This is a genomic window from Leptospira neocaledonica, assembly GCF_002812205.1.
Classification (GTDB): domain Bacteria; phylum Spirochaetota; class Leptospiria; order Leptospirales; family Leptospiraceae; genus Leptospira_B; species Leptospira_B neocaledonica.
This window is the reverse complement of record NZ_NPEA01000005.1, coordinates 327,619-344,949: the sequence shown is the minus strand read 5'-3', so window position 1 is coordinate 344,949 and position 17,331 is coordinate 327,619. Positions and strand designations below refer to the sequence as shown.

The following is a 17,331-nucleotide window of genomic DNA, read 5'->3' as shown; positions in this document are numbered from 1 at the left end:
CTTGCTTAAATCAGGGTGAGAATAGACACGAACGTGTCAGAAACTTTCTTCCAAAATTCGGAAGATCAAAGGCGAGGTACATAGATGAAATTTTTTCACAAAATTCTGGGAATAGGTTTTCTAATATTCGGGATCCTACTCTCCCAAAATTGTTTTTTAGATACTATATCAAATTCCATTTCTAAATCTTCGGACTCACTACAAAGTCTTTCCAATGCTATTGTCTCCGTAGTTTCTTCTGTTTCCTCTTCTTCCAAAGACGAAGCAGCAGAAAAGAAAGGATTTTATAGAGATGTGGAAAACCTAACCGCTTTCTATTTACAAACAGGATCCACTCGTTCTTTAGAATTCGAATCGGATCTGGCAGAACTCGCTTCTAAAAACGGAGTGACTAATTGGAAAAATTCAAACAGCACTTATGTTTCCATCGGAAGAGGACTCAAAAAAGCAGGAGTGGATTCGGAAGGTTTTAAACATTTTGCAGCAAACGTAAATTCTAAACCTGAGATCGTAAAAGCTTTGGAAAGAGGCTATCTTTCCCTCTAATTTGAGATCAAGTGTATATAAGCGGCCTTTTCTAAAAGGTCGCTTACTTCTTCTTCTTTTTTTATTTCTTCCTTACTCTACCATCTATTCTCAAGAAACCTATCTGGATTTCATCTATGTGGATGCAAATATTGGTCAATCAAGCGGAGGACATTCCGCACTTAGATTTGATGATACGGTCATCCATTTCCAATATTATCCAGACGAAATATTCAGAGTCGTCCGGGAATCTTATGAAAGATTTTCCTATTCTTATAATACTTATTCCAATCGAACAAGTAAGATCGCACGTGTCGGGATCTCGGAAAAGGATCTGGATAAAATCAGAACTGGTTTCGAAAAATTAGCTCTCATACAATTCAAACATCTTAAAAATTTAGAATCTATCCGTGCAGATGTACAATTTTTAAAAGAATTACAACAACCTGAAAAAAATATCAGAATCAGGACTTTTGGTTATTTTAAAAAAGAAGAAGGATCCAAATCTACAGTTTCCCTAAGAGAAGAACTAAACTCCACCCTCGGCAAAGGTTGGCTTGGGAAATTGAGGACCCAGATCAAAGCAGAATTAAATTCCGCATTCTCAGGTGGAAAATTCGCAATCTTCTCCGAGGCTCCTCCTGTGCAAAACGGAATCTATCCATTTTATAAAGAAGGAATTTCTTCCTGGTTTTTACCCAGACTAGAAAAACTTTCCGTGTTAGAGATCTTAGATTCAGGATATTCTTTGGATTCCGAGACGATTTTTCTATCTTCCGGTAAATTTTTGAACGAAGAAGAAAGATCAAAACTAATCTCACTACGAGACTCTATCAAACTTTCCATAATCGAATTGATAAAAGAAGAAAATTCAAACTGGGGACACAGTGTTTTAGTGAATCTAGCAAGATATTTAGTTTTAGAAAAGAGTATAGAAGAAGGAAGACTTTATTTTTTAGTTACCTTTCCAGAATCCGTTTCCCAGATCACTCCCACCACCTGGTCCAAAGACAAGAAGGGTGTCGAGGCAAGTTCTACATTATTATTAGAAGCATCTAAAACATTCAGAGAAGAAAGACTAAAAACCGAAAATCTAAACGAAGAAAATTATCTCATTTGGGAAGACTTAGAAAACAGGGACTGGGAATTAAGAACCGGTTTGAGCAGAGGTATTTCTATCCGAAATACTTTTGATAAACTTTCTCCCGATCTTTCCGGCAATTTTGTATTTTCTTTTCCAACCCCGGAGCAAGAGTTCATATCCAAAAGATTACTTCTTTCCGAAAAGGAAGAAGAAACATATTATGAGAACCTAAAACATTTTTATACTTTCAAACTGATTACCAAGAACTGCACTTCTGAAATTTTTGATTCTTTAGAGTTTATCCTGAATCAAAAAGAATATGAGACCGTTCTGGGAAAAAGAATCGATCCTCATTCTTCTCTCACATTTATTCCATTTATTGCTTACGATTCCATAACCGAAAAATGGAATATAAAAGAAGAAACCTTGGAACTTTCTCATCGAAAATTCGCTTTGGAAAAATTATACAAATCGAATCCTAAATGGAAAACTTATCTAAAAGAATCTAATGTTTTCAGCTCCAGCATCTATCAACCAAATCCGGATGATTCTTCGTTCGTATTTTTTACGGATGATACAATCCTACTCCGCCCTGTTTATGGGATCGTAAATTTAGGTTGGGGAATTGGAAATTTCACCTTGGGAATATTTACCAGTCCATTCGACAAAGGTAAAAGAGCCAAAGATGGATTGCAGTCTGCACTCTTCTCCTTACCTGAATTACTATTTTTTAATATTCGAAAAGGAACTTTTCCGAATGCCAAACCGGAGCACCCGAAAGAAAATTAGAGCCTTAATAATAGATAACTGGAATCGTCTCGAAATTCTCTAGTAGGCAAACTTACCTTACTAAAAGTTCGGATCGCTTCTTGGTATTCTTCTATCCCTAAATCTTTTTTGCGGACATCTTCCAGCTCTTTGAATAGTGGACTGGATAGACTATTTAATAATCCGTCGCTGTATAAGAACAAAACATCCCCAGTCTCATAAGAGATCTCATGAGATTCGAATTCCAGATTGTCCATAATCCCAAGTAACTGGCCCGATTTTTCATTCAAAAGTTTTTGTCCGGCTGCCTGGTATAAAACCGGGAAAGGATGACCTCCCCTTGCATAACAGATCGTCTTTTTTTCCAGATCGATCACGGCAACCGCAGCAGTCAAACTATGAGTTCCTATCTCTTGAGCAAGTTCCAGGTTCATTCTTTTCAGAACATTAGAAGGGTTCTGGTCTTCTTTATACACCTCTCTTGCAATGCTTGTCATGAGAAGCCCGATAAGTCCGGAAGTCACTCCATGATCTTCGATATCTCCGAGTAGGACCATTACCTTGTTCTCTATTTTAGAAAGAACGTAAAAATCCCCACTCACGAAAGACGCCGGAGTATTGTCCACTATCACTTCTAAAGGAGAAATTACCGGGACCGAAAGGATCTTTTTTTGGATCTTAGAGGCAAGTCTCAGATCTCGGAGGATATTTTCGTCTCTCGCTTCCTTCTCCTTTAGTAAAGTATAATAATCCAATGCTCTTTGGACTGCGATACGTACTGTCTGGAGAGAGAATGGTTTTAAAAGAAAATCGGAAGCCTTATAGGTAAGAGAAGTCACCACATTATTGATATCCCTTTCGCCAGTCATCATAATGACTTGGGTCGCAGGATTCAAATTTTTGAAATAAGGTAGGACGTCCAACCCGCTGGTTTTCGGCATATGGATGTCCAAAAAGACGATCGGGTTGGATTCTTTTTCGAAATATTCCTTACCCTTCTCCACTGAATCGAAAAAAGTAGAATTATAACCTAATTTGGAGAGAAGAATTTCCAAGGCCTCTCCTACGTCCCGATCGTCGTCTATGATCAGAATTTCAGGCTTAATCGTAATTGATGTCATCTAATCGATCCTAGAAAATTCCCTGGTCTCGGAAATTCTGGCAACGATAGAATCATACTGTTCGTCAAACAAGGATTTTTCGAGATACGGATTGGTTGCGGAGACCATTTCTCCGTAACTCCAGGAGTATACTGCAGAGGTCTGGCGATCTAAAATTTTTCCGGAGTGAATGGCTCCAGAAAGAGATCTCAGATTTTCTTTTTTAAAACATCTGAGTAGTGCCCGAAATTCTCCTTCTTTTTCTGGAGCTAAATATCTGAAATTTTTATGAAATAGGACCGCGTCATGAAAATATTCGGGAATATTAAAAGCGCCCGCTGCTCCAATTTTTCCGGAAAGTAAACGGATAAAAGAAGTGATCTCGTTCATAATATTCAGGCCGGGATATTCCTGGCCTTCGAATAATTTTTTCTTTTCTCCCAATTTTCCGAGCCTTACGTTTTGGCTTAAAAGCCAATCGATATAGATCATCGGAAAGGATTCTCCTATCTTTTTGAAAAGAAAGTCGGAGAATTTCAAACGCATATGGACTAAAATTTCGTTTTCTTCGGTCTTGATATAGATCCGATTATCCACTTCGGAAATTCCATGGATCTCTAATTTAGTTTTTTGGAATCCCCTAAATTGCAACATTTCGAACATTCCGGATTGTTCCAAAAGTTCGTGCACTTCTTTACTAGAGAATCGATTGAATAGTGTATCTTCTATCCCTAGATGTGTTTTGAATTCCCTGTTTACGTCTATGAGGCCTAATGCTTCAGGGTCGATATAACTCTGCCCCGAAGTGGATTTATCTGAACCGGAAAATATACTCATGTAATTAAATTAAGGAGGCGAAAACCCTGATCGTATTAAAATGAATACGTACAGTATCGTGGAAATTCCTGGCATAACCTCCTGCGGGCATGATTACCACAGGAATATCCAAAGAATCCGCGAAAGTTTTTACCATTTTATCCCTTGCCTTCAACCCATCGAAAGTAAGTTTCAAATCCCCGAGAGAATCATCCTCGAAAGGATCTGCGCCCGCAAAATAATAGATCAGATCCGGTTTAAATTCTTTTCGGATCTTTTCCAAACCTTCCCCCAAACAAGAAAGATACATTTTATCGCCCGTTCCGTTGTCCAAAGGTATATCCAAATTGGACTTCTCTTTTTTAGGATATAACTCTTCTTGGTGCATAGAAAAAGTCCAAACGGAAGGATCTCCTTGGAAAATTCTGGCGTTCCCGTTTCCTTGGTGAAGATCCAGATCTATAAATAAAACCTTTCGTTCCGGATATTTTTGCAGATAAAGTTTCGTCGCGATGGCAGCGTCGTTCAGATAGCAGAAACCTTCTGCTCGGTCCGGCATACTATGATGGAATCCGCCGCCAATATGATACACATATTTATAATTTTCGGTCATCTCGGTTGCGAGAATGGTCCCTCCCACTCCTAGGCAAAAACTTCTGACCATGGTTTGGTTGAGAGGAAGTTCTGAATACATGGTCCGATCCGTATATCTCAAATTCATAAAATCGGAAATGAATTCTGGAGTATGGACTAGGCTTAATTCTTCCTCTCCGACCGGGGCCGGTTGGAGGGCAGGCAAAGAAGAAAGTTTAGGATCTTCCTTGACTTGATTGTATATCATTGCGTATTTACGTGCGGGGAATACGTGGGGACCCAGGTCCATATTGTATTCCGGATGATAAACTAGGGCGAGCCGTTCTAACAGTTGGCGCAATTGGGTGTGCCTTTTTTTTCCCAAGCTTACCCTTCCGTTTCGCCCCGTAAAGAACGAAATAGCATTCTTAAATACGTCCAAATTTTCGGAGGTTCCCATTCATGTTTAGCCCGGAAAAAAAAACCAAAATGGTCTGTACCATTGGTCCTTCTTCCTCAGATGAAAATACTATCACCGCACTTCTCCGAGCCGGAATGGACATCGCGAGAATGAATTTCTCTCACGGCACTCACGAAGTTCACAAAAAAGTTTTTGAAACTTTGCGAAAATGCGAATCCGAGTCCGGCGTTCCTCTCGGCATCATGGCGGATCTGCAGGGACCAAAAATCAGAACCGGAAAACTCCGGGTTCCCCAAATCGAATTAGAAAAGGGAAACAAGATCAGACTTTTACCCGACGCGGAATACTTAGGAGATTCCGAGGCGGTCGGCACTACCTACCCTGCCATGATAGAAGATCTTCGTTCGGGAGACAAACTATTAGTAGATGACGGTAAACTCGTACTAGAAGTCGAATCCAAATCAAGCAAAGAAGCCGTTTTGAAAGTTATAATAGGAGGAATTCTAAAAAGCAACAAAGGAATTAATTTGCCCGGAACTCCTATCTCTGCACCTGCACTTTCCGAAAAAGATCTACTCGATCTGAAGTTTGCACTCAATTTAGGAGTGGATTACGTCGCATTAAGTTTTGTAAGAAGGGCCTCAGACTTGGAACTAGCCAGGGAAATGATGAGAGGAACCCAAACAGGACTCATTGCCAAAATAGAAAGACCTGAAGCAATCCGTAATATAGATGAAATTTTAGAAGCTGCAGACGGGATTATGATCGCGAGAGGAGACCTTGGAGTAGAAGTAGAAACGGAAAGAGTCCCAGTTTTACAAAAAGAACTCATCTATAAAGCGAATCGCGCAGGGAAACCGGTAATCACCGCCACTCAAATGTTAGAATCTATGGTCGATAACCCGAGACCGACTAGAGCAGAAGCAAGCGATGTTGCAAATGCGGTCATGGATGGAACGGATGCAGTCATGTTATCCGGCGAATCTGCGAGCGGAAAATACCCTGTGGAATCTGCCGAAATGATGGCAAAGATCCTGAGAGAAACCGAAAACTTGGATCGTATTTATGAGATCCATTGGAACTTAAAAAAATCCGAATTAGAAATAGAAAGAGCTGCCTTAGGTTCCGCCGCAAGAGAAATCGCACATAGCATCAACGCAAAAGCAATTGTGAATTTTACAAGAAGCGGATATTCAGCACTCATCACTTCGGAGATGAGACCCAAGGTCCCTATCCTTTCTTTTACTCCTTATTTAGCTACAGCAAGAAAGATGAAATTGTATCGAGGTGTACAGCCTTATGTTATGCCATTCATGGAAACTTTTTTCGATATGATCCGTTTTATGGAAACTAGACTTCCCGAAGACGGGATGCTTACTCCCGGAGATATAGTGGTCATTCTTTCCGGAGCGCCTGGAGGAGAAGCCAAGTCCGTAGACTTTTTACAAATTTATAAAATACGATAATTCTTTAATATCGAATATACTTTTAATAGCTCGCTCTTAACTCATTTAGGACTGGCAGAAGAACTATACGGAAATTTTACCTTACCTTCCAATATTTCAGTTAAAACTGATTTTAATTCGAAATAAGTAGGTAATTCGGGATATGCAATATTCGAGGTGGAATGTTTGGAATTTCCGTCCTCAATAAGATCCATTCCTATAATATATTTCAGCCCGTTTTCCTTTAGTATTGCCGAGGATTCTAAATTAATATTTTTTAGATGTTTTCCACTTTTATCGAAAACTGAAAAAACATAATAATAATACAGATCGCCGGTTTTAGAAAAACTTTCTTGAGCAACGATCACAAACTCTTTGATCGGAAATGTATCGAAACGAAAATATTTAAGATTAGTGATACGAGGATCTTTGGAAGAATTCCTGATCTGAAGTAGGCGTCTCTTATATTTTTCCGCTTCTTCGAATTTCTCCTGTCTATATAAGTTTTCTATTAAATAGCTAACGGTAGCGTAATTTTCGGGATCTAACTTATAACAGATCTCGAAATATTTCTGAGACTTGACCAAATCTCCTTCGCTAAAGTAAATACCTGCAAGACTATAATTAGCCCTCAGATCTTCAGGGTCGATTTCCAAGGCCTTTAAAAAATAATCCTTTGCCTTGGATAATTGCCCTTTTTCGGCATATATAGCACCGAGCATACCCGTTGCCATTGGGTTTTTCGGATCCAATTCTACACATTTTAAGAATTGTTTTTCTGCCTCGTCGATTTTTCCGGAAAAATAAAAAGTGGCTCCGTAATAATCATAATATTTCGCTACCTTCGGATTAGTTCTGATCGCTTTTTCAAAATATAATAACGCTTTTTGATCTTCTTCCAGGCGGAAATAACTGAAACCGATTTTAAAAAGTAAAACGTCATCATCCGGCTTTTTCTTTTCGTATTCGAGTAGGATCTTTAATGCAGATTTATAATCCTGATTTTCGATCAGCTTGTCTGCTTTTTCATATTCCGGTTTGGAAACCTCCTCCGAAAGCACCTCCCCAACAAACAAACACAAGAAAAAGATAATATATAGGGCAGCTTTAGCCTGGGTTGTCCACACGAAGGAAATATATTGTCTCAAGCTTCACCTACCTTTCCCATATATACCATTTTAGGACTTTCCGGACAATTATAATAATTGGATCCCCGAATCGCCGAACTCTTTTAAAACCTCTCGAGAGATCCTTGCTTTTTGATTTCTTTTTTCTTTGATATGAGTGAGATACCGAAGAGAGAATAATACCCCTCCTTCCTCTACATTCATATATACGATCGGAGTTGTCTTTCCGAGTCTAACAAGATAATTTTTGGAAAGTTCTCTAACAGAATAATCTATCTTATGTTGGTCAATGATAGAGCTGTTTTTTAGGATCCCGTTCAAAATTTTTTCCGCGGCTTCCCAATCCGAACTATGAGGAATCTTGATCCTAAATTCATCCCACACAAATCCCATTTTTTCTTTTACTACATATACTTTATGAAGAATGATCGTGTGATTGGGAAGATGCACCAAACGATTTGTAGATTGTTCCGATTTAGGATCGGGACTCAGTTCCATCAAAGTAAAACGATTGATCCCAATATTAACCACATCTCCCTTAATGCCTTCGATCTCTATTCTGTCCCCTACTTCAAAACCGTTACTGCCGTGGATCAATAACCATCCCACATAATTCAAAGTAATATCTTTTAGGGAAATTACGATACCTGCTCCAGCAAGCCCCATCACAGTAGGGAGATAAGAAAGCCCGGAAAAAATTACGGGAAGAAGGGACACTGCTCCCACGACTACGAACAAGATCCGAGTCACTCTCCTACGATTATACCTTACGGAATTGTCCGCAGGAGGACTGAGCCTATCGAAGATCAAAACGAAAGTTTTATAAACGATTACTAAGGTGAGGATAAAATACGCGACCAAAATGAACTCTTCCGTGATAGACCTTTCTTTAGAGTTCAAAAGGGAAATCGGATTTATAAGTCGGAGAATTTCTTCCATAACCGGGACAACCTACACTAGGTATTACTATGACGAAATCAAGGTGTTTTTGGAAGTAAAGACGCAGAGTTTAGAAGAGGAGCAAAGATTTTTGGCACACAGAGACGCGGAGTCTCAGAGGTAGGAAACTATCGAATTAGAAGGCGTCCAAGTTTAGCTTTCTTTATAGTTTAATATGAAAATCTTTTAAGAAACTCTCTGTGACTTAGTGCCTTTGTGTGAGAATAACTCTGTCTCTCTTTCAAACTCTGCGTCTCCTAATCCATTTTCTTTTGTTTTCGGAACGCAGAAGCAATCTCTTCCAGTTCGATCGGAATATCCCAAATCGGATTTCCTGGAGACTGAAGAAGGACAAATCGAACCGAGTTCCCCACATTCTTCTTATCATGAAGAGTATGTTTTGCTACCTGAGTAGATTTACTTTTGTCGTGATATGGAAGGTCATATGCCTTTAATATCTTTCTTAGACTTTCTATCCAAGAAGGATCCAGACCTTGTTTTTCTGCGGAAAGAATGATCGCAGTCAATAGTCCTATAGAAACAGCCTCTCCATGGGAATATCTTCTATAATTTGTGAGCGACTCTATCGCGTGAGCGGTGGTATGCCCCAAGTTCAAAACTTTTCGTAAACCTGCCTCTCTTTCATCTTGAGACACTACATTAGATTTATATAAAATAGAACCTACGATTAATTCCAAAAGTTCTGGAGAAGTATGATCGTAGACGGATTTATCGTTCGAACGGACCTTCTCCAGATATTCTCCGCCGGATAAAAGACCGTGTTTTACGATCTCTGCCATTCCACATCTCCATTCTCTTTTGGGCAAAGTGGATAATGCAATCAATGGTAAATATACGAACTCAGGTTGGTAGAAGGAGCCGATCATGTTTTTTCCAAGGTCGGCATTTACCGCTACTTTTCCACCAACGGAAGAATCTACGGAAGCAAGTAAGGTCGTAGGAACTTGTGCAAAACGGATCCCTCTTTGGAATGTAGATGCTATAAATCCTGCGAAGTCGCCTACCACTCCACCGCCCAGAGCGATGATCAAACTTTTACGATCCGCTCCCAATTCTATTAGTTTATTATAAACTTCTGCGGTGCGAAGGATGTGTTTATTTTTCTCCCCGCCCTTTATGTAAATTTCATGGTATGGAATTCCAGGACAGGAAAGTTCAGATTCGTAAAACTTGGAAAACAATCCTGAAAGTTTTCTTTCCGTGAGTATAAATATGGAAGAAATCGGATAAAATTTTTTGATCGTTTCACCCAAACCTCTGAAGTCCGAATGGATCTGTACCTTATATTCTTTTGAAAATGCTTTGATCTGTACTTCCCGGATAGGATTCATTTATCATATACCCATTGGCTTCGTATAAAAGGAGCCGGTTTGTATTTTCCGGAAGAAAGAAAGTCCTTAATATCCGGTCTTATATCCATTTCTAAAACTGCTCCCAAAGGAAAATAGCCGAATCCTGTGATCGCTTTCTCTTTCAAGTTCACTGCCGGATCCTGTTTTTTAACGGTAGCTAAGAATACCAACTGGAGAAGATGACGATTCCCCTTAGGATCTATGGACTCGTTCACAAATAAAAAATTAGCGCTGGTGATATCGAGAGAAAGTTCTTCTTTCAGTTCTCTTTTTAACGCGTCTTCCGCGCTTTCTCCGAATTCTATCCCACCACCGGGCAATAACCAGTAGTAGGCATCCTTCTTTTTCTGCTGCAAAAGAAGGATATCTCCCTTACGATTTCGAATCAAAGCGGCCACTCTGACCCTTAAACCTTTCTTTTTAAAAAAGAATTCCATATTAGATTTCATTAAACCTTGATTTTTAAGGCCTTTAGCAACTCTTTCGCAGCGTCTTGTTCCGCGAACTTTTTATTCTTTCCTTTACCTTCCGCAGAATATTTATCTCGGATGGATACGCTAACGAAAAAGGTTTTTTCGTGATCCGGCCCAACCTCTTTAAGTAATCTGTAAGAAGGTAGAAGTTTGAATTTTTTTTGGCAAATTTCCTGGAGGATGGATTTATAATCCGTGGCCTCTTTTACTTTATCGGAATTTTTAATGTAATCTATAAGATGTTCGAGTATAAACTTCTCCGCAGCTTCCATTCCTTGGTCCAAATAAACAGCACCGACCAAGGACTCGAACAAATTAGCTCCGAGTTTTTTCTGAGCGTTTCCCTGACCTTCTCCCTTTCCCAATAGAACGTAAGAAGTTAACCCCAATTTTTCACTAAGCCCGTTTAACATTGCCGTAGAAACCAGGGTCGCTTTTTTTCTAGAAAGTTCACCTTCACTTGCGGAAGGATTTGTTCTATATAAATATTTTGCGACAACCAGTCCGAGAACTGAATCTCCTAAGAACTCTAGTCTTTCGTTGTCTTCTTTGTATTCAGGATTTTCGTTACGATAAGAACTATGTATGAATGCGATTTCTAAATAAGAAGGTTTATTAAATCTTAAACCAAGCTCGGACGCAAGTAGAGAAGGATCCTTTCTAATCTTAGGATCAGATTTGTTTTGATTCTGAATGTGTTTTTTTTTTATCAAAGGATTTTGATAAAAGGAAGGAAAGACTTCCGAGTTCCCGTAAAAGAACCCGGAGGTCCAGTCAATTAGGACTTTAGAGTGTCGATGAACTTAATTACGTCTCCGACGGTTTGGATCTTTTCAGCATCCTCATCGGAAATTTCAACGCCAAACTCTTCTTCAAGAGCCATAACGAGTTCAACTGTGTCAAGAGAGTCTGCACCGAGGTCATCAATGAAGTGTGCTTCAGGAGTCACTTCGGACTCATCCACTCCAAGTTGCTCAACGATAATAGACTTAATCTTTTCGAAATCTGCCATTTGTTTCCTCCGTACCATCGAAATGGTATGTAAGTTTTAGTTAGGTTTAGAATCGGGGATGAATTCATCCACCGATTTTTAAACATTTTTTTCTCAAATGTTTTGGCAAGCGTTAACGGATTGGAAACGGGAAAAAAACAGAATATTATCCAAGTTTCTTTTTCATATTTTTTCAAAGAAGCTGTTCTATAACTTACGAATTCGATCGACTCAAAGTATCGAAAATTCAGGCCCAGTCCTCATATTCAAATAATCAAAAAGTCACATTTCTAATATTCGATATTGAGACAGTTCTCGATCATTCATTCGAACGCCGTTCGGAGTTATCATTTATAGAATATAATGAGAACCTTTCTAAGAGTGGTTGTTTTGTTGGTTCTACAAAAAAACAAAAGCCCGGAAAATTCCGGGCTTTCTGCCTGATTGATCCGGATTAAAATCCGAATATTTAGGCTTGGACTCCTGGAAGGAATCCCCCACCGTTCACTTCAATTACTTGTCCTGTAATAAAAGAGGATATATCGGAAGCTAGAAAAGCGATAGTGTTCGCGATATCGTCCGGCTGACCTGCTCTTTTTAAAGGAATTGCAGCAACCATTGCAGTACGGATCTTTTCTGGGATCGCATCTGTCATTTCAGTTGCGATAAATCCCGGAGCGATCGCGTTACAACGGATTTTACGACCAGCCATTTCCAGAGCGACTGCTTTGGTTAAGCCAATCACACCCGCTTTAGAAGCGGAATAGTTGGTTTGTCCGATATTTCCATTCACTCCAGCGATAGAGGAAAGGTTGATGATGGATCCACCGTTCGGATTTTTTGCCATAAATTTTATGGCAGACTGAATACAATTGAAAGTTCCAGTTAGGTTCACTGCAATTACAGCATCCCATTGTTCCTGTTTCATTCTAAGCATCAGAGTATCTTTAGTGATACCGGCATTATTCACTAGAATTTCTATTGAACCGAAATTATCCACTACAGCTTGGATACCCGCTTGCGCAGATTCTGCATTTGCTACGTTTACAGAAACTCCGATTGCTTTGACACCTGTTACTTTTGCTATCTCATCCGCAGTAGCTTTACTTGCCTCTTCGTTTAAGTCGGCAATGACAACGTTTGCGCCTGCTTGCGCGAGTTTAAGAGCGGTTGCTTTACCGATTCCGCGGGCAGCCCCGGTTATAATGGCGTTTTTGCCTTTCAAATCGATCATTGGTTTTTTCCTTACCAGATTCTGCGGTTAGCGTATTTTCCGGGCCTGGGGGGTCAAGTGATTCTGGGTGTAGCGTTCACCCTGGGGTTGTGAAAGAAAGCGAAGTTAAAACTTTGCCTTTTCGATATCTTCTTTGATGCGCTGGTTCACATCTCTTTCGGCACATTCTACCACTACTCGGATTGCGTTTCGGACTGCATGCGCATTGGAAGAACCATGGCCAATTAAACAGGTTCCGTCTACTCCAAGAAGAAGTGCTCCGCCATATTCCGCGTAATCCAATCTTTTCTTAATCGCTGTAAATGTAGGTTTGAGAAGAAGGGCCCCGGTTTGGGCTAGACTGGACTGAGCGATACTTTCTCTTAAGACGCTGAATATGGATTTGGAAAGACCTTCGGTTGCTTTCAGAACTATATTCCCGACGAAGCCGTCGCATACTACAACGTCAACGTCCCTTCCACCACCATAAAGATCTCTACCTTCTACATTTCCTACGAAGTCGATCGGTAGTTTTTTAATATATTCAAATGCCTTTAACGTGATCGAGTTTCCCTTCTTATCCTCTTCTCCGTTGGACAAGATCCCGACCTTCGGTTTGTGAGTATTGAAAATAAGTCTGGAATAGATCTCTCCCATGATCGCGAACTGAGCCAAATACTCCGGCTTACAATCCACATTTGCACCTGCATCCAGAAGAAGTGTAGGAGCTCCTTTCTCTCTCGGGATCGGAGCAGCAATCGGGGGTCTAAGCACTCCAGGAATTCTGCCCAGATATAATAACGCAGCCGCCATAGTAGCGCCCGTATTTCCGGGAGAGAACATTCCAACACAGGTTTTATCTGCAACCAATTGAGCTGCTTGCACAACGGAAGAATCTTCCATTGCACGCACTGCAATAGATGGAGAATCATTCATGCCGATTACTTCGCTAGCGTGAACAATTCTGATCTTATTTGTATCGTATTCGTATTTAAGGAGGGTCTCGCTGATATCTTCTTCTTTACCAACGAGTATGACGTTTCTGCCGTCTTGATTTACCGCGTTAACGGCACCTTCTACGATCCGGTCAGGACCGTAGTCGCCGCTCATTGCATCGACGGCGACCCACATATTGATTAGTTCTCTTCGCTAGTCTTCCTGACTTTCGGTTCTACCACTACACGGTCTTTGTAAAAACCGCAAACAGGGCAGATTCTATGAGGAGGTCTGAAGGAATTACAGTTCGGGCAAGGAACTAGATTCGGTTTGCCGATCGCATGATGGGCCCGTTTCATCCTCACTTTTGATTTAGATTTTCGTCTCTTAGGAACTGCCATTGTTTTTCTCTATAGATAAGGTCGATTTACGACTATGTTTTTTTTATGAGCCGATTTCTCAACTGTTTTTCAAACAGAAGTAAAAGAATCCAAGAATTCACCCGTTTCGGCTCGTTTGGTGTATAAGGCGGAGCGGTTGAACACCAATCTCGCCGTGGATTCCATAATAACTTCGATCTCTTCCAGATTATTGGCTCTGAGAGTTCCGCCTGTGGACACTAAATCCACGATACAATCCGATAACCCCACCAAAGGAGCGAGCTCAATACTTCCGTAAAGTTTGATCACCTCGCAGTTAATTCCCTTTTTTAGAAAGAATTCTTTTGCGATATTCGGATATTTTGTCGCTACACGGACTTTTCTTTCACCGGAACTGAGACTCCAGCCTTTTGGCCCTGCCACAGAAAGTCTGCACTTTCCGATTCCTAAATCCAAGGGAAGAAGAAGGTCGTAACCTCCTTCCAATAATACGTCCCATCCCACAATACCGGCATCCGCAGAATTCTGTTCCACGTAAGTCGCCACATCCTGGGAACGTACAAGTAAGATCCGGACCTTCCCTTTTTGGTCGTTATAGATAAGTTCTTTGGAATCAGGATCGGGACGGCCAGAAAGCCATCCCCTTTCGAGCATGAGTTCAATGCTCTCCTCGGCTAGCCGTCCTTTCGGAAGGGCCAAAGTGAGCATTAGTTTCCCTGGCTGCTTTTTAATAGAAGATAAGTAGCGAGTTCTCTAACCGATTTAAATTCTTCGGAAGGAGAAGCGATATCTTGGTCTAAAACTTTTTTAAGTAGATCGACTGCTTCTGCTTTTTTGCCGTTTTCTAATTTCAAACGACCTGCCTGGTATAAGCTCCAGGCATAGAATCCAGAAACATTCTTACGACTGCTTAAAAGAGAAACGGAAACTCCGTAATCTGATTCAGCTTCCGCGAGTTGGTTTGCACTTTCTCTGTAGTTTCCAGCGATATAAAAATAGTAGGCCTTCACTTCAGGAAGTTCGTCTATTTTTTTACCTGCATATTCTAACTTCTCTGCCGCTTTTTGGTATTCTCCATTTTTAGCGTATAGATCTCCCAAAGTTTTGGAAAGTCTGATATCTAAAGAAGGGGAACTATAGGAAGAAGCAATACTTTCGTATTTTTTGATCTTATCGGTGATCTCTGTCATCGGAGAAAGAGCAAGCTCCTTCTCCACTTTTTCGATGGCAAGAGTTCCTTTGCGGAATTGTTCTGCTCTGTATTCGTTCCAACTAACAACAGTTAGTACGGTTACGAACAAAACACCGATCCCGAATAAAACCTGCTTTTTATTTTCTCCGATCTTGGAGAATAAAATCGCAAAAAATCTTTCTGCTCCTGTAACGCCCGGATACGGATCTATATCCTGAATAGAGGCACCGGTTTTAGGTTCGAATCGTTTCATCCAAAACTCCGAGAGTCGTCCTTATTTTAAGGAAGAATTGATAAAGCTGCCTAAACTTTCTCTGGAAGGAGTGTCGGAAGTTTTCAAATACTTCGCCATCTCTTCTCTTTCTAAGGCCTTGTCGAAATCCTTGATAGACAGAGAGATTTTTTTGTTTTTGGAATCGATCTTAACGACTGCACATTTTACGATATCGCCAGGTTTGTAAGACTCAGCCAAATTGGTGTCTTTTCCACCAGGGATCTCGGAGATGTGAACAAGTCCTTCGAAACCAGGTTCGATTTCTACGAACATACCGAAGTCCACGATACTTTTGATCTTTCCTTGGACTACAGAACCGATAGGATAACGATTTCTTAATGCTTCGTAAGGGTGTTCTTGCAGTTGTTTTAATCCGCAAGAGATTCTTTGTGCATCAAAGTTGATATCGAGGATAATGTATTTAACCTCTTCTCCTTTTTTCAGTAAAGAAGTTGGGTTCTTTTGTTTTTCATCCCAAGTGATATCGCTGATGTGAATCAGACCTTCAATCCCATTTTCCACTTCTACGAATGCGCCGTATTTAGTGATACCGGTTACTTTTCCGGTTAGGACATTGCCTACTCTAACTTCAGGGCCTAAAGCGTCCCAAGGATTCGGTTGAAGTTGTTTTAGTCCTAGAGAAAGTCTTCTGCTTTCGAAATCGATATCTAGGATAAGTGCTTCTACTTCTTGTCCTTTTTTCAAAAGTTCTTTTGGATGAGGAGGTTTTTTAGCCCAGGTCAATTCGGAAGTATGGATTAAACCTTCCAAACCTTCTTTTAATTCTACGAATGCTCCGAAATTGGTAAGAGAAGTTACAGTTCCTCTGATCACCATTTCTTTTTCCAAGGAACGTTTTGCCCAAACCCAAGGATCTTCGTATAACTGTTTAAGTCCCAGAGCGAGTTTATTGTTTTCCTTTTCCATTTCCAGGACTTGAAGTTCGATCTCTTGGCCAATGGTGAAGTATTGTTTGAATGGTGCGAATTTTTTATAAGAGATATCTCTTTGTCTGAGAAGTCCTACAACTCCTTCCAGATCACAGAAAACTCCGAAACTTGCAATTTTGGAAACGGTTGCTTTAACCTTGTCCCCTACTTTAATTTTTTCAGCAAGTGCGTCCCATTTCTCGTTATTTACTTCATCTAGAAGTTTTTTACGGGAAACAACTCCGGAGCGGGTGCGCTCATTGATCTCGATCACTTTAAAATCGAGTTCCACACCTTTGTAATTTTCTCCATCGGAGAATTTATAACTAAGTTGAGACGCAGGTAGAAAAAGTTCGGAACCTTCTACGTTAACGATATAACCTTTTCCTTTTATCTCATTTACCAAACGTCCGCTGACTTGGTAATTATTTTTGAAAGCGTCTTTAACAACTTCCCAACCTTTTCTTTGGTCGGCTTCTTTTTTGGAAAGGATACATCCAGAGTCTGTGGACTCTTTTCTTTTTACAAGTGCAGTAACTAAAGCCCCGATTTCAGGTTTTTCATCGAACTCGGAGCGAGGGATTCTTCCCTCTTGTTTCAATCCTTCGATTGCCACATAGACGTTATCGTTGTCTACGGATACGACTTTACCTTCGACCACTTGGTCTTTGCGGATTTCAGCTTCGTCGTTTTTCTTTTCTTCCCACTGTTTGAAAACTTCAGCAAAAGTGGACTTGTCTTGTTGGCTACTCATACGGATTGAATTACTCGG

At 40.3% G+C, this 17,331-nt stretch carries 18 protein-coding genes; 3 read left to right on the top strand and 15 right to left on the bottom strand.

The features are described from left to right. Positions 1 to 84: 84 nt before the first annotated feature. Together CH365_RS10800 and CH365_RS10795 are read left to right on the top strand one after the other, a co-directional pair. Complete coding sequence (locus CH365_RS10800; protein ID WP_100768571.1) at positions 85 to 546, top strand: putative lipoprotein; 462 nt, start codon at positions 85 to 87, stop codon at positions 544 to 546. Position 547: 1 nt separating this feature from the next. Continuing rightward, on the top strand, positions 548 to 2,398 hold the full coding sequence (locus CH365_RS10795; RefSeq protein ID WP_100768570.1) for a hypothetical protein: 1,851 nt from the start codon (positions 548 to 550) through the stop codon (positions 2,396 to 2,398). Here CH365_RS10795 and CH365_RS10790 read toward each other — a convergent pair. The 3 genes from CH365_RS10790 to CH365_RS10780 are packed head-to-tail and all read right to left on the bottom strand — an operon-like array spanning position 2,395 to position 5,176. Further along, on the bottom strand, positions 2,395 to 3,498 hold the full coding sequence (locus tag CH365_RS10790; protein ID WP_100768569.1) for a SpoIIE family protein phosphatase: 1,104 nt from the start codon (positions 3,496 to 3,498) through the stop codon (positions 2,395 to 2,397). The genes CH365_RS10795 and CH365_RS10790 overlap by 4 nt on opposite strands. After that, positions 3,499 to 4,314, bottom strand: a complete 816-nt coding sequence (locus CH365_RS10785) for a hypothetical protein (protein WP_100768568.1) — start codon at positions 4,312 to 4,314, stop codon at positions 3,499 to 3,501. Between the two features lie 4 nt (positions 4,315 to 4,318). Next, complete coding sequence (locus tag CH365_RS10780) at positions 4,319 to 5,176, bottom strand: histone deacetylase family protein (RefSeq protein WP_425268550.1); 858 nt, start codon at positions 5,174 to 5,176, stop codon at positions 4,319 to 4,321. Positions 5,177 to 5,328: 152 nt separating this feature from the next. Between CH365_RS10780 and pyk the strand changes: the two genes are divergently transcribed. Next, positions 5,329 to 6,753 (top strand): pyruvate kinase, encoded by a 1,425-nt coding sequence (gene pyk / locus CH365_RS10775; RefSeq protein ID WP_100768566.1) that lies wholly within the window; start codon positions 5,329 to 5,331, stop codon positions 6,751 to 6,753. Positions 6,754 to 6,794: 41 nt separating this feature from the next. Here pyk and CH365_RS10770 read toward each other — a convergent pair whose 3' ends face one another. The 12 genes from CH365_RS10770 to CH365_RS10715 all read right to left on the bottom strand — a co-directional run bounded on the left by CH365_RS10770 (position 6,795) and on the right by CH365_RS10715 (position 17,313). Beyond that, positions 6,795 to 7,793 (bottom strand): tetratricopeptide repeat protein, encoded by a 999-nt coding sequence (locus CH365_RS10770; protein ID WP_165782595.1) that lies wholly within the window; start codon positions 7,791 to 7,793, stop codon positions 6,795 to 6,797. A gap of 135 nt (positions 7,794 to 7,928) precedes the next feature. After that, positions 7,929 to 8,798 (bottom strand): mechanosensitive ion channel family protein, encoded by an 870-nt coding sequence (locus CH365_RS10765; protein WP_100768564.1) that lies wholly within the window; start codon positions 8,796 to 8,798, stop codon positions 7,929 to 7,931. Between the two features lie 257 nt (positions 8,799 to 9,055). Beyond that, positions 9,056 to 10,150 carry a 3-dehydroquinate synthase gene (gene aroB, locus CH365_RS10760; protein WP_100768563.1) on the bottom strand — a complete coding sequence of 365 codons (1,095 nt, stop codon included), beginning with the start codon at positions 10,148 to 10,150 and terminating at the stop codon, positions 9,056 to 9,058. Continuing rightward, positions 10,147 to 10,608 carry an NUDIX domain-containing protein gene (locus tag CH365_RS10755; RefSeq protein WP_100768676.1) on the bottom strand — a complete coding sequence of 154 codons (462 nt, stop codon included), beginning with the start codon at positions 10,606 to 10,608 and terminating at the stop codon, positions 10,147 to 10,149. The genes aroB and CH365_RS10755 overlap by 4 nt, the downstream gene beginning before the upstream one ends. 11 nt (positions 10,609 to 10,619) lie before the next feature. Continuing rightward, a complete protein-coding gene (gene rnc, locus CH365_RS10750; RefSeq protein ID WP_425268549.1) occupies positions 10,620 to 11,357 on the bottom strand; it encodes a ribonuclease III in 738 nt (245 codons plus the stop codon). 65 nt (positions 11,358 to 11,422) lie between these two features. Beyond that, complete coding sequence (gene acpP, locus CH365_RS10745; protein WP_008594933.1) at positions 11,423 to 11,656, bottom strand: acyl carrier protein; 234 nt, start codon at positions 11,654 to 11,656, stop codon at positions 11,423 to 11,425. A gap of 448 nt (positions 11,657 to 12,104) precedes the next feature. Next, entirely contained in the window at positions 12,105 to 12,869 is a 765-nt protein-coding gene (gene fabG, locus CH365_RS10740) for a 3-oxoacyl-ACP reductase FabG (RefSeq protein ID WP_100768562.1), read from the bottom strand. A gap of 105 nt (positions 12,870 to 12,974) precedes the next feature. Next, positions 12,975 to 13,979, bottom strand: coding sequence for a phosphate acyltransferase PlsX (gene plsX / locus CH365_RS10735; protein ID WP_100768561.1), 1,005 nt, complete (start codon positions 13,977 to 13,979; stop codon positions 12,975 to 12,977). 5 nt (positions 13,980 to 13,984) lie between these two features. Beyond that, entirely contained in the window at positions 13,985 to 14,185 is a 201-nt protein-coding gene (rpmF, locus tag CH365_RS10730) for a 50S ribosomal protein L32 (protein WP_008593555.1), read from the bottom strand. 69 nt (positions 14,186 to 14,254) lie between these two features. Beyond that, complete coding sequence (gene hisG, locus CH365_RS10725) at positions 14,255 to 14,872, bottom strand: ATP phosphoribosyltransferase (protein WP_100768560.1); 618 nt, start codon at positions 14,870 to 14,872, stop codon at positions 14,255 to 14,257. After that, on the bottom strand, positions 14,872 to 15,609 hold the full coding sequence (locus CH365_RS10720; RefSeq protein WP_100768559.1) for a tetratricopeptide repeat protein: 738 nt from the start codon (positions 15,607 to 15,609) through the stop codon (positions 14,872 to 14,874). Before CH365_RS10720 ends, hisG begins: the two co-directional genes overlap by 1 nt. A gap of 21 nt (positions 15,610 to 15,630) precedes the next feature. Beyond that, entirely contained in the window at positions 15,631 to 17,313 is a 1,683-nt protein-coding gene (locus tag CH365_RS10715) for a 30S ribosomal protein S1 (protein ID WP_100768558.1), read from the bottom strand. Positions 17,314 to 17,331: the final 18 nt, after the last annotated feature.

Bases quoted from the DNA above. Each gene is read 5' to 3' on its own strand.
- CH365_RS10800 (WP_100768571.1), top strand. From the start codon at position 85: ATGAAATTTTTTCACAAAATTCTGGGAATAGGTTTTCTAATATTCGGG.
- CH365_RS10790 (WP_100768569.1), bottom strand. From the start codon at position 3,498: ATGACATCAATTACGATTAAGCCTGAAATTCTGATCATAGACGACGAT.
- CH365_RS10785 (WP_100768568.1), bottom strand. From the start codon at position 4,314: ATGAGTATATTTTCCGGTTCAGATAAATCCACTTCGGGGCAGAGTTAT.
- CH365_RS10780 (WP_425268550.1), bottom strand. From the start codon at position 5,176: ATGGACCTGGGTCCCCACGTATTCCCCGCACGTAAATACGCAATGATA.
- pyk (WP_100768566.1), top strand. From the start codon at position 5,329: ATGTTTAGCCCGGAAAAAAAAACCAAAATGGTCTGTACCATTGGTCCT.
- CH365_RS10765 (WP_100768564.1), bottom strand. From the start codon at position 8,798: ATGGAAGAAATTCTCCGACTTATAAATCCGATTTCCCTTTTGAACTCT.
- aroB (WP_100768563.1), bottom strand. From the start codon at position 10,150: ATGAATCCTATCCGGGAAGTACAGATCAAAGCATTTTCAAAAGAATAT.
- CH365_RS10755 (WP_100768676.1), bottom strand. From the start codon at position 10,608: ATGGAATTCTTTTTTAAAAAGAAAGGTTTAAGGGTCAGAGTGGCCGCT.
- acpP (WP_008594933.1), bottom strand. From the start codon at position 11,656: ATGGCAGATTTCGAAAAGATTAAGTCTATTATCGTTGAGCAACTTGGA.
- fabG (WP_100768562.1), bottom strand. From the start codon at position 12,869: ATGATCGATTTGAAAGGCAAAAACGCCATTATAACCGGGGCTGCCCGC.
- plsX (WP_100768561.1), bottom strand. From the start codon at position 13,979: ATGTGGGTCGCCGTCGATGCAATGAGCGGCGACTACGGTCCTGACCGG.
- rpmF (WP_008593555.1), bottom strand. From the start codon at position 14,185: ATGGCAGTTCCTAAGAGACGAAAATCTAAATCAAAAGTGAGGATGAAA.
- hisG (WP_100768560.1), bottom strand. From the start codon at position 14,872: ATGCTCACTTTGGCCCTTCCGAAAGGACGGCTAGCCGAGGAGAGCATT.
- CH365_RS10720 (WP_100768559.1), bottom strand. From the start codon at position 15,609: ATGAAACGATTCGAACCTAAAACCGGTGCCTCTATTCAGGATATAGAT.
- CH365_RS10715 (WP_100768558.1), bottom strand. From the start codon at position 17,313: ATGAGTAGCCAACAAGACAAGTCCACTTTTGCTGAAGTTTTCAAACAG.